Here is a 14,629-nt window from a genome sequence, read left to right as displayed (position 1 = left end):
TAATATTCTGATTTTTACTTTCCAGCTGGAATTTTAAACTAACTCGATGTGGCGGCCCGAACGGGCCGCGTTTTATGGCTGCCATCAAACCTTTTCCTTCCCGTTTTGTCCAACCCATGAAAGCGCGAAAGCCGGCCTGAGTTTTGGCTCACACTTCTACGCTGAAATCGCTTTTCCCCCTGCCTGAGAGTAGGTAGACTGCGCGGAAAAAAGTAAACACGTGTAAGCTGAGATGAGGGCCGCAAGGCATCGTTCAGGCTTAACTGTATGATTCATTTCAGGCTTAGAGCACTATGATCACTAATCTGCTGCAATACCATTTGATCCATCGTATACAGCATCAAATCACCCACCGAGCCGATCGCACAGCATTTCGCCAATGGTCGCCCAACGGCGAGTTTCAACTGACCTGGGGAGCGGCGGCTGCCCGCATTGATCGCATTGCTGCCGGGCTGCTGGCGCTGGGCGCCGAAGTGCAAGAACGTATCGGTATCTTCGCCAATAACACGATGGCCTGGTCGTTGACCGATCTCGCGATCCTGCACCTGCGTGGCGTCAGCGTACCGCTCTATTCCACCAATACGCCGGCGCAGGCGGCCTTCGTCATCAACGACGCTGACATTCGCATCCTGTTCGTCGGCGAGCAGGCGCAGCTGGATGCCGCCATCGCACTGCGTGGCGTCTGCCCACAGCTGAGTCATATCATCGTGTTCGACGAGGACGCCGATCTGCGCGGCTGCGAGCTCGCACAACACCTGAGCGCCTTCGAGCGCGCTGCCGATCCGGCGGCTTTTATCGCTCAACGTCGGCAGCGCATTGAAGAGTGCGACCTGCAGGATCTCTTTACCCTGATCTATACCTCGGGCACCACCGGCGAACCGAAAGGGGTAATGCTGGACTACCGCAACCTGGCGGCGCAGCTCTACCTGCACGATGAGAGACTGACGGTCGGCGAAGAGGATGTGTCGCTCAGTTTCCTGCCGCTGTCGCACGTGTTCGAGCGTGCCTGGAGCTTCTTTGTCATGCATTCCGGCGCGCAGAATGTTTTCCTGCCGAACACCGACTGGGTACGGGAAGCGATGGGGCAGGTGCGGCCGACGTTAATGTGCGCGGTACCGCGTTTCTACGAGAAGATTTTCAGCGCGGTGCATGAAAAAGTGGCGCGTGCCCCTTGGCTGCGCCGTGCGCTGTTCCACTGGGCGATCGTCTGCGGGGAGCGCAAGTTCCTGCAAGAGCGGGCCGGCAAACCGTTGGGCAAACTGTTCGAACTCTCTCACCGCTGGGCCGACAAGCTGGTATTGAGCAAGCTGCGCGGCATTCTCGGTGGCCGGGTGCGTTTCTTGCCGGCGGCGGGCGCCAAGCTGGATGACAATGTGATCCTGTTTTTCCAGGCGATGGGTGTCAACATCAAGTACGGCTACGGCATGACCGAAACCTGTGCGACCGTGTCCTGCTGGGAAGAGGGGCATTTCCGCTTCGGCTCTATCGGTAAACCGCTGCCGGAGGTCGAGGTGCGCATCGGTGAAGAAAATGAAATTCAGGTGCGCGGGCCGATCGTGATGCGCGGCTATTTCAACAAACCGTTGGAAACCGCCGCGACCTTTACCGCCGACGGCTGGCTGAAAACCGGCGACGCCGGGGCGATCGATGAAGAGGGCAATCTGTTCATCACCGAGCGCCTGAAAGATTTGATGAAAACCTCCGGCGGCAAATACATAGCGCCGCAGATGCTGGAAGGCACGCTGGCGCAGGACCGCTTTATCGAGCAGGTGGCGATCATCGCCGATGCGCGCAAGTTCGTTTCCGCGCTGATCGTGCCGTGCTTTGAGTCGCTGGAAGAGTACGCGAAGTCAGTTAACCTGAAATACCAGGATCGCCTGGAGCTGCTGCGCAACGGCGAGATCCTCGCGATGTTCGAAAAGCGCCTGCGCGAGATGCAAAAGGAGCTGGCGCGTTTCGAGCAGGTGAAGAAGTTCACGCTGCTGCCGGCGGCTTTTTCCATGGAGTTGGGGGAGCTGACGCCCACGCTGAAGCTGCGCCGCAAAGTGATCCTGCAGCGCTATCAGCGCGAAATCGACTCGATGTACCAGGAACAGGCCTGACGCCGCCGCCGGGCCATGTGCCCGGCGAAAAAAGCGGCATATCCATCACCTGATTTAGTTCTGTAATTTCCCTCCTGTTCGAAACAATGCCTAGCCCGACAACCCTGAGGCTAGCGCATTGTTTTTATAAAGCTGCGATCTCCAGCCGCTTGGCAATAACCCCGCCACCGTTAAGCCATTTTGCCGTTTGCCTGCCCCAAATTCTGACGTTATGTTAATTCGATAGCGACAACCCATAAAAACTTTGGGGCATTGCCCCGCAGCAGGCGCTACGTTCCGGCGCCAGAGAAGAATAAGCAAGCCTGGAGGCAAACCCATGGAGATGTTGTCAGGAGCCGAGATGGTCGTCCGATCGTTGATCGATCAGGGCGTTAAACATGTATTCGGCTACCCCGGCGGGGCGGTGCTCGATATCTACGACGCCCTGCATACGGTCGGAGGGATCGATCATATTCTGGTGCGCCACGAGCAAGGGGCGGTGCACATGGCCGACGGCTACGCGCGCGCCACCGGCGAAGTGGGCGTGGTGCTGGTGACCTCCGGCCCCGGCGCCACCAACGCCATTACCGGCATTGCCACCGCCTATATGGACTCGATCCCGATGGTCGTCCTGTCGGGGCAGGTGCCCAGCTCGCTGATCGGCTACGACGCCTTCCAGGAGTGCGATATGGTGGGGATTTCTCGGCCGGTGGTGAAACACAGTTTCCTGGTGAAACGTACCGAAGACATCCCGGCGGTGTTGAAGAAGGCCTTTTACCTGGCTTCCAGCGGCCGCCCCGGCCCGGTGGTGATCGATCTGCCGAAAGACATCGTCGGCCCGGCGGTACGGATGCCTTATGCCTATCCGCAGGACGTGAGCATGCGTTCCTACAACCCGACGGTGCAGGGCCACCGCGGGCAGATCAAACGCGCGTTGCAAACCATCCTGGCGGCCAAAAAGCCGGTGATGTACGTCGGCGGCGGCGCGATCAACGCCGGTTGCGAAACCGAACTGTTGGCGTTGGCGGAGCAGCTGAACCTGCCGGTGACCAGCAGCCTGATGGGACTGGGCGCTTTCCCCGGCACCCATCGCCAGAGTGTCGGTATGCTCGGCATGCACGGCACCTATGAAGCCAACAAAACCATGCACCATGCCGACGTGATCTTCGCCGTCGGCGTGCGTTTCGACGATCGCACTACCAACAATCTGGCCAAATACTGCCCGGACGCCACCGTGCTGCACATCGATATCGATCCGACCTCGATCTCCAAAACGGTGGACGCCGATATCCCGATCGTCGGCGATGCCAAACAGGTGCTGGTGCAGATGCTGGAGCTGCTGGCGCAGAACGAGAAAGCGCAGGATCACGATGCGCTGCGCGATTGGTGGCAGTCTATCGAGCAGTGGCGCGCCCGCGACTGCCTGGGCTACGACAAAAACAGCGGCACCATCAAGCCGCAGGCGGTGATTGAAACCCTGCATCGCCTGACCAAAGGCGACGCCTATGTCACCTCGGACGTGGGGCAGCACCAGATGTTCGCCGCGCTCTATTATCCGTTCGACAAACCGCGCCGTTGGATCAACTCCGGCGGCCTCGGCACCATGGGCTTCGGCCTGCCGGCGGCATTGGGCGTCAAGCTGGCGCTGCCGGAGGAAACCGTGGTGTGCGTGACCGGCGACGGCAGCATTCAGATGAATATTCAGGAGCTGTCCACCGCGCTGCAATATAACCTGCCGGTGGTGGTGGTGAACCTCAACAACCGCTATCTGGGCATGGTCAAGCAGTGGCAGGACATGATTTATTCCGGCCGTCATTCGCAGTCTTACATGGATTCGCTGCCGGACTTCGTCAAGCTGGCCGAGGCTTACGGCCATGTCGGCATCGCCATCCGCACGCCGGATGAGCTGGAAAGCAAGCTTGCGCAGGCGCTGGCGGAAAAAGAGCGGCTGGTGTTCATCGACGTGACCGTCGATGAAACCGAACATGTCTACCCGATGCAGATCCGCGGCGGAAGCATGGACGAAATGTGGCTTAGCAAAACGGAGAGGACCTGATCATGCGCCGTATTTTATCTGTCTTGCTGGAAAACGAATCCGGCGCCCTGTCGCGCGTGGTGGGGCTGTTCTCCCAGCGCGGTTACAACATCGAGAGCCTGACGGTGGCGCCGACCGACGATCCGACGCTGTCGCGCATGACTATCCAGACCGTCGGCGACGAGAAAGTGCTGGAGCAGATTGAGAAGCAGTTGCACAAGCTGGTGGACGTGCTGCGCGTCAGCGAACTGGTGCAGGGCGCCCACGTCGAGCGCGAGATCATGCTGGTGAAGCTGCAGGCCAGCGGCTACGGCCGTGAAGAGGTGAAGCGCTGTGCCGACATTTTCCGCGGCCAGATCGTTGATGTGACGGCGACGCTGTATACGGTGCAGCTGGCCGGCACCAGCGACAAGCTCGACGCCTTCCTGAGCGCGGTGCGTGAAGTGGCGGAGATCGTGGAAGTGGCGCGTTCCGGCGTGGTCGGCGTGTCGCGCGGCGACAAAATCATGCGCTGAGCGCGGTCTGGCGGCGAATAATCGGGGCGCGGCGTGGCTGCGCCCTTTGTTTTTCGGTATTTTTTGCCCGATTGCTGGCACCTTTCGGCAAAAGCGGTTGCTAGGCAGTGTTTTCTGCTGTTAGATCGCAGAGGCTGGATTGAATAACCGTACGGGATGCCATGGTTAATCCGAGCACAGCCTTCACTTCTATTTTCAGCGTCATTAAGGGGTTAATGTGAAACTGGATGAAATCGCGCGTCTCGCGGGCGTTTCGCGCACGACGGCCAGTTATGTCATCAACGGCAAGGCGAAGCAGTATCGTGTCAGCGATAAAACCGTCGAGAAAGTGATGGCCGTGGTCAGGGAGCATAACTATCACCCGAATGCCGTCGCGGCGGGGCTGCGCGCCGGGCGCACCCGTTCTATCGGCCTGGTGATCCCGGATCTGGAAAATACCAGCTATACCCGCATCGCCAACTACCTGGAGCGCCAGGCGCGCCAGCGGGGTTACCAATTGCTGATCGCCTGTTCCGAAGATCAGCCGGATAACGAAATGCGCTGCATTGAGCACCTGCTGCAGCGTCAGGTGGATGCCATTATCGTCTCCACCGCCTTGCCGCCGGAACATCCTTTCTATCAACGCTGGGCCAACGATCCGCTGCCGATCATCGCGCTGGACCGCGCGCTGGATCGCGAGCATTTCATCAGCGTTGTGGGCGCCGATCAGGAAGATGCCTTTGCGCTGGCGCAGGAGCTGCGCACCTTCCCGGCTGAATCGGTGCTGTATCTGGGCGCCTTGCCGGAGCTTTCGGTGAGCTTCCTGCGTGAGCAGGGCTTCCGTCAGGCCTGGCAAGAGGATCCCCGCCACGTCGATTACCTGTACGCCAACAGCTATGAACGCGAAGCCGCCGGCGCGCTGTTTGCCGAATGGCTGAAAACGCACCCGATGCCGCAGGCGCTGTTTACCACGTCGTTCTCTTTATTGCAGGGCGTGATGGACGTGACGCTGAAGCAACTCGGCCGCTTGCCGACCGATCTGGCGATCGCCACCTTCGGCGATCATGAACTGTTGGATTTCCTGGAGTGCCCGGTATTGGCGGTAGCGCAGCGCCATCGCGACGTGGCCGAGCGCGTGCTGGAACTGGTGCTGGCCAGCCTGGACGAACCGCGTAAACCCAAGCCGGGGCTGACGCGCATTCGCCGCAATCTGTTCCGCCGCGGCAGCCTGAGCCGCAAGTAGTTTGCCTGACAGGGGCCCGCGTTGGCGGGCTCCTGCTTTAGACGTAGTCCGCCACCCGGAACAGCCGCCGGCAGTATTCCAGGAAATAGCCATACACCACGCCCATCGCCATGGAGACCAGCGCATTGCTGGTTACCGCCGCCAGCATTTGTTGGCCGTCGGCGCCTACGCTCCATAGAATGGCGGCATAAACCGGCGACTGGAAGCTGACGTAGGCCAGCAGATCGGCGAGGTTGCGCAGCAGGAACTGGCCGCGCGGGCAGCGGCGCGCCGTGCGGATAAACAGATCGCGATAGCGGCCGTAAGGCCAGGCGATCAGGATGTTGACCGGGATCGACAACAGGCGTGAAGAGAGGGATTGCTGGAAGCTCATGCCTGAGATCAACACTTCTATCGCCATGCCGGCGATAAAGCAATACACCACCAGTGCGAACGTATCGGCAGCGGCGCTACGCCAGTGAGTAGCGGGCGAAAGCATGTGTCACCCCTTATGGTTAAAACTCTGTTAAATCATTCGTTGTTGGGTGTTAAGGCTGGTTTTTTGCCTTTTTTATAGTGTACTAATCTGGATTATGTTTTTTAACTAGGTTTATATTTTTATTTTTAACATTTGTTCGCTTTTTGTCCCGCAGAACAGGGGCGTAGGATGGAGCGGAGAGATTAAAATCGGCGTTTTTAAATAAATCGATTAAAAACATAAGGTTGCGATTTTTCGTTTTTGAAGGGGATTTTTTCCGGCAAAAATTGTGGAAATAAAGGTGTAAGAAAATGAAACCATAATTGTAAACAGGTATTTTGGGAATAATCTTACCAAGTTGATTTGAATCGAAATTACTTCTGCTCGTAATATCCGAGCCATTTATTTTTATCGCGGCCTCATCACGGCGGTGCAAATTGAAGTAAAATAGCGCCCGGTTTTACGGTGAATAACGATTGAGCGTTATTAACTCAAGGAGTTATGGCCTTATTCCGCGATCGGTTCGCCTGGCGCCGAGCCTTGGCGGGCGCGGCTCGCCAGCGGTTACAGCCCTGAGATTGCCGAGCTGAAAAATGAGACATGGCTTGCAGAAGGAAGTAATGAGTTAATTAATCGCCAGTTCGTCAGGTTTTTAATCAGATTCTTTCCGCTTAGAAAATTCTCTCCGTTTATCATGGTGTTAATTTTTAATCGTCGAATAATCAGAGTTTCTTTCGCGAGTCAGCTCCCAAAATGACCAGAGAAATATTGCCAAAGCGCTGGCGCTCTGGCTTGACAAGGTTTTCATACCCTCCGTAAACTCCATTGTGTGGGAATTTGTGGGGTAAAGTGGTGAAAACGGTCACTAAGGGGTAGCTCAGGAATGTTCCGTGGAGCGACGATGGTCAACCTCGACAGCAAAGGGCGGCTCGCCGTACCTACCCGATATCGGGAATTGCTCAACGAGGAATCGCAAGGCCAAATGGTCTGTACCATTGACCTCCATCAGCCCTGTCTGCTGCTTTATCCTTTGCCCGAATGGGAAATTATTGAACAAAAATTATCACGTCTGTCGAGCATGAATCCCGCCGAGCGCCGCGTTCAGCGCCTGCTGTTGGGGCATGCCAGTGAGTGTCAGATGGATAGTGCCGGTCGTTTGCTGTTAGCCAGTACGCTGCGGCAACACGCCGGGCTCACGAAAGAAGTGATGCTGGTCGGTCAGTTCAACAAGTTTGAACTGTGGGATGAACAGACCTGGTATCAACAAGTCAAGGATGATATTGACGCTGAACAGTCGGCTCAGGAACCGTTGTCTGAGCGGCTACAGGACTTGTCGCTATAAGCATGTTGGAAAACTATAAACACACCACCGTCCTGCTGGACGAAGCCGTCAACGGCCTCAACATCCGCAGCAACGGCATATATATCGACGGTACTTTTGGTCGCGGTGGCCATTCTCGTCTGATTCTGTCCCAGCTGGGGCCGGAAGGGCGCTTGCTGGCGATTGACCGTGACCCTCAGGCGATTGCAGCCGCCAAATCTATTGAAGATCCTCGTTTTACCATCGTACACGGCCCATTTTCCGAGTTGTCGCACTATGTGCGGGAGCGCGAGCTGGTGGGCAAGATCGACGGCGTTCTGCTCGATCTGGGCGTTTCCTCGCCGCAGCTTGACGACGCGGAGCGCGGGTTCTCCTTTATGCGCGATGGCCCGCTGGACATGCGCATGGATCCGTCCACCGGCCTGTCCGCCGCGGAATGGCTGATGAAGGCCGAAGCGGACGACATCGCCTGGGTGCTGAAAACCTTCGGCGAAGAGCGTTTCGCCAAGCGCATCGCGCGCGCCATCGTCGAAAGAAACCGCGTGGAGCCGATGACGCGCACCAAAGAGCTGGCGGATCTGATCGCCGATGCCAGCCCGTTCCGTGAAAAGCACAAGCACCCGGCGACGCGCAGCTTCCAGGCGATCCGCATCTATATCAACAGCGAGCTGGAAGAGATCGAGCGTGCGCTCGACGGCGCGCTGGAAGTGCTGGCCCCGCAGGGCCGTTTGTCGATCATCAGCTTCCACTCGCTGGAAGACCGCATCGTCAAACGCTTTATGCGTCACCATAGCCGCGGCGCCCAGGTGCCGGCCGGCATTCCGTTGACCGAAGAGCAGCTGCGCGGCATGGGCGGCCGGACGCTGAAAGCGCTGGGCAAAATGATGCCGTCGGAAGCGGAAGTGGCGGACAACCCGCGTGCGCGCAGCTCGGTGCTGCGCATTGCTGAGAGGATGCCCGCGTGATTGGCAACGAACGTCACGGCCTGGTCGGGGTAATTGGCGGCGATCTGCTGCGCAACGCCAAGATCCCCCTGATTTTACTGATTGCGTCACTGGTCTCCGCGATTTTCGTGGTGACTACCGCGCACCGCACCCGCCTGCTGACCGCCGAGCGCGAACAGCTGGTTCTGGAGCGCGATGCGCTGGATATCGAGTGGCGCAACCTGATTTTAGAAGAGAACGCCCTCGGCGATCACAGCCGGGTTGAACGTATCGCGACAGAAAAACTGCAGATGCAACACGTTGATCCATCGCAGGAAAATATCATCGTTAAACAATGAATGGTTTAACCGGAATAATGACACGGAGTAGAAAGGAAACGCATGAAAGCAGCGCGCCCCGGTAAGTTGAGACGCCAGGAAGATCAGGCCAGCTTTGTCAGCTGGCGTTTTGCGTTGCTGTGCGGCTGCATTTTGCTGGCGATGGTTGGCCTGATGTTGCGCGTCGCGTACCTGCAGGTCATCAACCCCGATCGTCTGGTGAAAGAAGGCGACATGCGTTCGCTGCGCGTGCAGGAAGTGCCGACCGCGCGCGGCATGATCAGCGATCGCGCCGGCCGTCCGTTGGCGGTCAGCGTGCCGGTGAATGCGGTGTGGGCCGATCCGAAAGAGCTGAACGAACGCGGCGGCATCACGCTGGATAGCCGCTGGAAAGCGCTTTCCGATGCGCTCAACATCCCGCTGGACCAGCTTTCCAACCGCATCAACGCCAACCCGAAAGGGCGCTTCGTTTATCTGGCGCGCCAGGTTAACCCGGCGATCGGCGACTACATCCACAAACTCAAGCTGCCGGGGATCTACCTGCGGCAGGAGTCGCGCCGTTACTATCCGGCGGGGCAGGTGACGTCGCACATCATCGGCGTGACCAACATCGACGGGCAAGGCATCGAAGGCGTCGAGAAGAGCTTCGACCGCTGGCTGACCGGGCAACCGGGCGAGAGAACGGTGCGTAAGGATCGTTTCGGCCGGGTGATCGAAGACATCTCCTCCGTCGACAGCCAGGCGGCGCACAACCTGGTGCTGAGCGTCGATGAGCGCCTGCAGGCGCTGGTGTATCGCGAGCTGAACAACGCCGTGGCGTTCAACAAGGCCGAATCGGGCACTGCGGTGCTGATCGACGTGAACACCGGCGAAGTGCTGGCGATGGCCAACAGCCCGTCTTACAACCCGAACAACATGGCCGGTACGCCGAAAGAAACCATGCGTAACCGCGCCATCACCGATATTTTTGAACCCGGTTCAACCGTGAAGCCAATGGTGGTGATGACCGCGCTGCAAAACGGCGTGGTGCGAGAAAACAGCGTGCTGAACACCATCCCGTACCGCATTCAGGGCCACGAAATCAAAGACGTGGCGCGGTACTCGGAGCTGTCATTGACCGGGATCTTGCAGAAGTCGAGTAACGTCGGTGTTTCAAAGCTGGCGTTAGCGATGCCGTCCTCAGCGTTAGTAGATACTTACTCTCGTTTTGGGCTGGGAAAAGCGACCAATTTGGGGCTGGTCGGAGAAAGCAGTGGCATATACCCAAAAAAACAACGGTGGTCTGACATAGAGAGGGCCACCTTCTCTTTCGGCTACGGGCTGATGGTAACTCCGTTACAGTTGGCGCGAGTCTATGCAACGATCGGCAGCCTGGGCGTGTATCGCCCATTGTCGATCACCAAGGTTGACCCTCCGGTCGCCGGCGAGCGCGTTTTCCCTGAACCTCTGGTGCGCACCGTAGTGCACATGATGGAAAGCGTGGCCTTGCCGGGCGGCGGCGGCGTAAAAGCCGCCATCAAGGGATACCGTATCGCCATCAAAACCGGTACCGCGAAAAAAGTGGGCCCGGACGGTAAATACGTCAACCGATACATCGCTTATACCGCCGGCGTCGCGCCGGCAAGTAACCCCCGTTTTGCCCTGGTGGTCGTCATCAACGACCCGCAGGGTGGGAAATACTATGGTGGCGCAATCTCCGCGCCGGTGTTCGGCGCCATCATGGGCGGCGTATTGCGCACCATGAACGTCGAGCCTGACGCGTTGCCCACCGGTGACAAAAGCGAATTAGTGATTAACAAGAAAGAGGGTTCAGGTGGCAGATCGTAATTTGCGCGACTTACTCGCCCCGTGGGTGCCGACGGCACCCGGGCGCGCGCTGCGGGAAATGACATTAGACAGCCGTGTGGCGGCTGCCGGGGATCTGTTTGTCGCCGTGGTCGGCCATCAAACGGATGGGCGCCGCTATATTCCGCAGGCCATCGCGCAGGGCGTCGCCGCTGTGATCGCCGAGGCTGACGGTCAGGCCGAAGACGGCGCCATCGTTGAGATGCACGGCGTGCCGGTGATCTACCTGAGCCAACTGAACCAGCGCCTTTCCGCGCTGGCCGGGCGTTTTTACCATCAGCCGGGCGAGCGCTTGCGCCTGGTCGGCGTGACCGGCACCAACGGCAAAACCACCACCACGCAGCTGCTGGCGCAGTGGAGCCAACTGCTGGGCGAAACCAGCGCGGTGATGGGCACCGTCGGCAACGGCCTGCTGGGCCAGGTGTGTCCGACCGAGAATACCACCGGTTCTGCGGTGGATGTTCAACACGTATTAAACGAGTTGGCGGAACAGGGCGCGACCTTCGCCGCCATGGAAGTTTCTTCCCACGGTTTGGTGCAACACCGGGTAGCGGCGCTGCCGTTCGCTGCGGCGGTCTTCACCAACCTGAGCCGCGATCACCTGGATTACCACGGTGATATGGCCAATTACGAAGCGGCCAAATGGTCGCTGTTCGCCGCCCACAACGTGGGGCAGGCGATCATCAACGCCGACGATGAAGTCGGTCAGCGCTGGCTCGGCAAATTGCCGGATGCGGTAGCGGTGACGATGCAGGACAACCTGCAGCCGGGCTGCCACGGCCGCTGGCTGAAAACCACGGCGGTCGACTATCACGACAACGGCGCGACTATTCGTTTCAGCTCCAGCTGGGGCGACGGCGAGATCGAAAGCCGCCTGATGGGCGCGTTCAACGTCAGCAACCTGCTGTTGGCATTGGCGACGCTGCTGTCGTTGGGCTACCCGCTGGCGGCGCTGGTGGAAACCGGCAGCCGTCTGCAGCCGGTCTGCGGCCGCATGGAAGTGTTTAACGCGCCGGGCAAACCGACGGTAGTGGTGGATTACGCCCACACGCCGGATGCGCTGGAGAAAGCGCTGGAAGCCGCGCGTCTGCACTGCCAGGGGCAGCTGTGGTGTGTGTTCGGCTGCGGCGGCGATCGCGACAAGGGCAAGCGTCCGCTGATGGGCGGCATCGCCGAGCAGTTCGCCGATCGCGTGGTGATCACCGATGACAACCCGCGCACCGAAGAGCCGCGCGCGATTATCAACGACATCCTGACCGGATTGCTGGACGCCGGGCAGGCGCTGGTGATCCACGGCCGCGCCGAAGCGGTGACCAGCGCCATCATGCAGGCGCAGGAGCAGGATGTGGTGTTGGTGGCGGGCAAAGGCCACGAAGATTATCAGCTGGTGGGCAACCGCCGCCTGGATTACTCCGATCGCACGACGGTCGCCCGACTGCTGGGGGTGCTGGCATGATCCCTGTCTCTCTTCAGACACTGGCTGAGGTATTGAGCGCTGAACTGGTGGGCGCCGATTGCCAAATTGTCGAGGTGACGACAGACACCCGCAAGGTGACCGCCGGTTGCCTGTTTGTGGCGCTGAAAGGCGAGCGTTTCGACGCTCACGACTTCGCGGCGGATGCCGTAGCCGCAGGCGCCGGGGCGTTGCTGGTCAGTAAGCGCTTATCAGTGGACGTGCCGCAGCTGGTGGTGAAAGACACCCGTCTGGCGCTGGGGCAGCTTGGCGCCTGGGTGCGTCAGCAGGTGCCGGCGCGCGTGGTGGCGCTGACCGGCTCCTCGGGCAAGACATCGGTGAAAGAAATGACCGCCGCCATTCTGCGTGAATGCGGCGAAGTGCTGTATACCGCCGGCAACTTCAATAACGACATCGGCGTGCCGCTGACGCTGTTGCGTCTGGAGCCGCAGCATGATTTTGCCGTGATAGAGCTGGGCGCTAACCACATTGGCGAAATTGCTTACACCACCGCATTGACGCGTCCGCAGACCGCTTTGGTGAACAACCTGGCGGCGGCGCACTTGGAAGGCTTCGGCTCGCTGGCCGGCGTCGCCCAGGCGAAAGGTGAAATCTTTACCGGCCTGCCGGCCGACGGCGTGGCGATCATCAACGCCGATAACAACGACTGGCCGCACTGGCAGAGCATGCTGGGCGGCAAAACCGTCTGGCGCTTCTCGCCGCAGGCGGCCGAAGGCGTGGACTTCTTCGCGGACGACGTGCGGGTGAACGGCGCAGGCACGCAGTTTACGCTGCACAGCCCGTTCGGCACCGCCGAGATCGCGCTGCCGCTGCCGGGGCGCCACAACGTGGCCAACGCGCTGGCGGCCACGGCGCTGGCGATGTCGGTGGGCGCCACCCTCGAAGCGGTGCGTCAGGGGTTGAAACAATTGCAGGCGGTGCCGGGGCGTTTGTTCCCGGTGGCGCTGGCCGAAGGCAAGCTGCTGCTGGACGACAGCTACAACGCCAACGTCGGGTCGATGACCGCGGCGGCGCAGGTGCTGGCGGAGATGCCGGGCTACCGCGTGATGGTGGTCGGCGATATGGCCGAGCTGGGCGCAGAAGCGGAAGAGTGCCACCGTCAGGTGGGTGAAGCCGCCCGCCAGGCCGGGGTCGACAAAGTCATCAGCGTCGGCGGGTTGAGCCGCGTGCTGAGCGAAGCTTCCGGCAACGGCGAACACTATCAGGACAAGACAGCAGTGATCGCGCGCGTGGCGGAATTACTGTCGGAACATGCGGTCATCACCGTGTTAATCAAAGGTTCACGTAGTGCCGCAATGGAGCAGGTAGTACGCGCGTTACAGGAGAAAGCACCATGTTAGTTTGGCTGGCCGAGCATTTGGTCAAATATTACTCAGGCTTCAACGTCTTTTCTTATCTGACGTTCCGAGCCATTGTCAGCCTGCTGACCGCGCTGTTCCTGTCGCTGTGGATGGGCCCGCGGGTGATCAAGCGTCTGCAAGAAATGTCCTTCGGGCAGGTGGTGCGCAACGACGGCCCCGAGTCGCACTTCAGCAAGCGCGGCACGCCGACCATGGGCGGCATCATGATCCTGACCTCCATCACCATTTCGGTGCTGATGTGGGCCTACCCGTCCAACCCGTATGTCTGGTGCGTGCTGTTCGTGCTGGTGGGTTACGGCATCGTCGGTTTCGTCGACGACTACCGCAAGGTCGTGCGTAAGGACACCAAGGGGCTGATCGCCCGCTGGAAGTATTTCTGGCAGTCGGTGATTGCGCTGATTGTCGCATTCGCCATGTACGCCGTAGGAAAAGACACGCCAGCCACCGAGCTGGTTGTGCCGTTCTTTAAGGACGTGATGCCGCAGCTGGGTTTGCTGTACATCCTGCTGGCCTATTTCGTCATCGTCGGTACCAGCAACGCGGTCAACCTGACCGACGGCCTGGACGGCCTGGCGATTATGCCGACGGTATTCGTGGCGGCCGGTTTCGCGCTGGTGGCCTGGGCGACCGGTAACATGAACTTCGCCAACTACCTGCATATTCCGTATCTGCGTCATGCCGGTGAGTTAGTGATCGTCTGCACCGCCATCGTCGGCGCCGGCCTTGGGTTCCTGTGGTTCAACACCTACCCGGCTCAGGTATTTATGGGAGACGTCGGTTCGCTGGCGCTGGGCGGCGCGCTGGGCACCATCGCGGTGCTGCTGCGCCAGGAGTTCTTGTTGGTGATCATGGGCGGCGTATTCGTGGTAGAGACGCTGTCGGTGATCCTGCAGGTGGGATCGTTCAAGCTGCGCGGACAACGCATTTTCCGCATGGCGCCGATTCACCACCACTATGAATTGAAAGGCTGGCCGGAACCGCGCGTGATCGTGCGCTTCTGGATCATTTCGCTGATGCTGGTGCTGATTGGCCTGGCAACGCTGAAGGTGCGTTAATC

Annotated in this window: 12 protein-coding genes; 11 read left to right on the top strand and 1 reads right to left on the bottom strand. The window is 59.5% G+C overall.

Annotated features, from left to right (window positions below; all coding sequences use genetic code 11):
• Positions 1–293: 293 nt before the first annotated feature.
• From L085_RS00610 to cra, 4 genes are all read left to right on the top strand, one after another.
• Positions 294–2,102, top strand: coding sequence for a long-chain fatty acid--CoA ligase (locus L085_RS00610; RefSeq protein ID WP_044029697.1), 1,809 nt, complete (start codon positions 294–296; stop codon positions 2,100–2,102).
• A 316-nt stretch (positions 2,103–2,418) separates the two neighbouring features.
• Complete coding sequence (gene ilvI, locus L085_RS00605; protein WP_044029695.1) at positions 2,419–4,137, top strand: acetolactate synthase 3 large subunit; 1,719 nt, start codon at positions 2,419–2,421, stop codon at positions 4,135–4,137.
• 2 nt (positions 4,138–4,139) lie between these two features.
• Complete coding sequence (gene ilvN / locus L085_RS00600; RefSeq protein ID WP_004932806.1) at positions 4,140–4,631, top strand: acetolactate synthase small subunit; 492 nt, start codon at positions 4,140–4,142, stop codon at positions 4,629–4,631.
• A gap of 217 nt (positions 4,632–4,848) precedes the next feature.
• A complete protein-coding gene (gene cra / locus L085_RS00595; protein ID WP_044029694.1) occupies positions 4,849–5,853 on the top strand; it encodes a catabolite repressor/activator in 1,005 nt (334 codons plus the stop codon).
• Positions 5,854–5,890: 37 nt separating this feature from the next.
• On the opposite strand, the gene L085_RS00590 is transcribed toward cra, so the two are convergent.
• Complete coding sequence (locus tag L085_RS00590; RefSeq protein ID WP_004932798.1) at positions 5,891–6,331, bottom strand: L-alanine exporter AlaE; 441 nt, start codon at positions 6,329–6,331, stop codon at positions 5,891–5,893.
• A gap of 862 nt (positions 6,332–7,193) precedes the next feature.
• Here L085_RS00590 and mraZ point away from each other — a divergent pair.
• Genes mraZ through mraY form a run of 7 tightly spaced genes read left to right on the top strand, consistent with a single transcriptional unit; the run spans position 7,194 to position 14,627 of the window.
• Positions 7,194–7,652 (top strand): division/cell wall cluster transcriptional repressor MraZ, encoded by a 459-nt coding sequence (mraZ, locus tag L085_RS00585; protein WP_031300396.1) that lies wholly within the window; start codon positions 7,194–7,196, stop codon positions 7,650–7,652.
• 2 nt (positions 7,653–7,654) lie between these two features.
• Positions 7,655–8,596, top strand: a complete 942-nt coding sequence (gene rsmH / locus L085_RS00580) for a 16S rRNA (cytosine(1402)-N(4))-methyltransferase RsmH (protein WP_004932794.1) — start codon at positions 7,655–7,657, stop codon at positions 8,594–8,596.
• Entirely contained in the window at positions 8,593–8,913 is a 321-nt protein-coding gene (ftsL, locus tag L085_RS00575; RefSeq protein WP_015376645.1) for a cell division protein FtsL, read from the top strand. Before rsmH ends, ftsL begins: the two co-directional genes overlap by 4 nt.
• Before the next feature lie 42 nt (positions 8,914–8,955).
• A complete protein-coding gene (locus tag L085_RS00570) occupies positions 8,956–10,719 on the top strand; it encodes a peptidoglycan glycosyltransferase FtsI (RefSeq protein ID WP_004932790.1) in 1,764 nt (587 codons plus the stop codon).
• Positions 10,706–12,193, top strand: a complete 1,488-nt coding sequence (gene murE / locus L085_RS00565) for a UDP-N-acetylmuramoyl-L-alanyl-D-glutamate--2,6-diaminopimelate ligase (RefSeq protein WP_044029690.1) — start codon at positions 10,706–10,708, stop codon at positions 12,191–12,193. Before L085_RS00570 ends, murE begins: the two co-directional genes overlap by 14 nt.
• Positions 12,190–13,551, top strand: coding sequence for a UDP-N-acetylmuramoyl-tripeptide--D-alanyl-D-alanine ligase (gene murF, locus L085_RS00560; protein ID WP_044029688.1), 1,362 nt, complete (start codon positions 12,190–12,192; stop codon positions 13,549–13,551). The genes murE and murF overlap by 4 nt, the downstream gene beginning before the upstream one ends.
• Positions 13,545–14,627: a phospho-N-acetylmuramoyl-pentapeptide-transferase gene (gene mraY / locus L085_RS00555; RefSeq protein WP_004932782.1), complete on the top strand. Its 1,083-nt coding sequence runs from the start codon at positions 13,545–13,547 to the stop codon at positions 14,625–14,627. The genes murF and mraY overlap by 7 nt, the downstream gene beginning before the upstream one ends.
• The last annotated feature ends 2 nt before the right edge of the window (positions 14,628–14,629 follow it).

The sequence above is a fragment of the Serratia sp. FS14 genome, from assembly GCF_000695995.1.
GTDB lineage: Bacteria > Pseudomonadota > Gammaproteobacteria > Enterobacterales > Enterobacteriaceae > Serratia > Serratia nematodiphila.
Note: the sequence above shows the minus strand (reverse complement) of the source record. Positions and strands in the feature narration are given on the sequence as shown.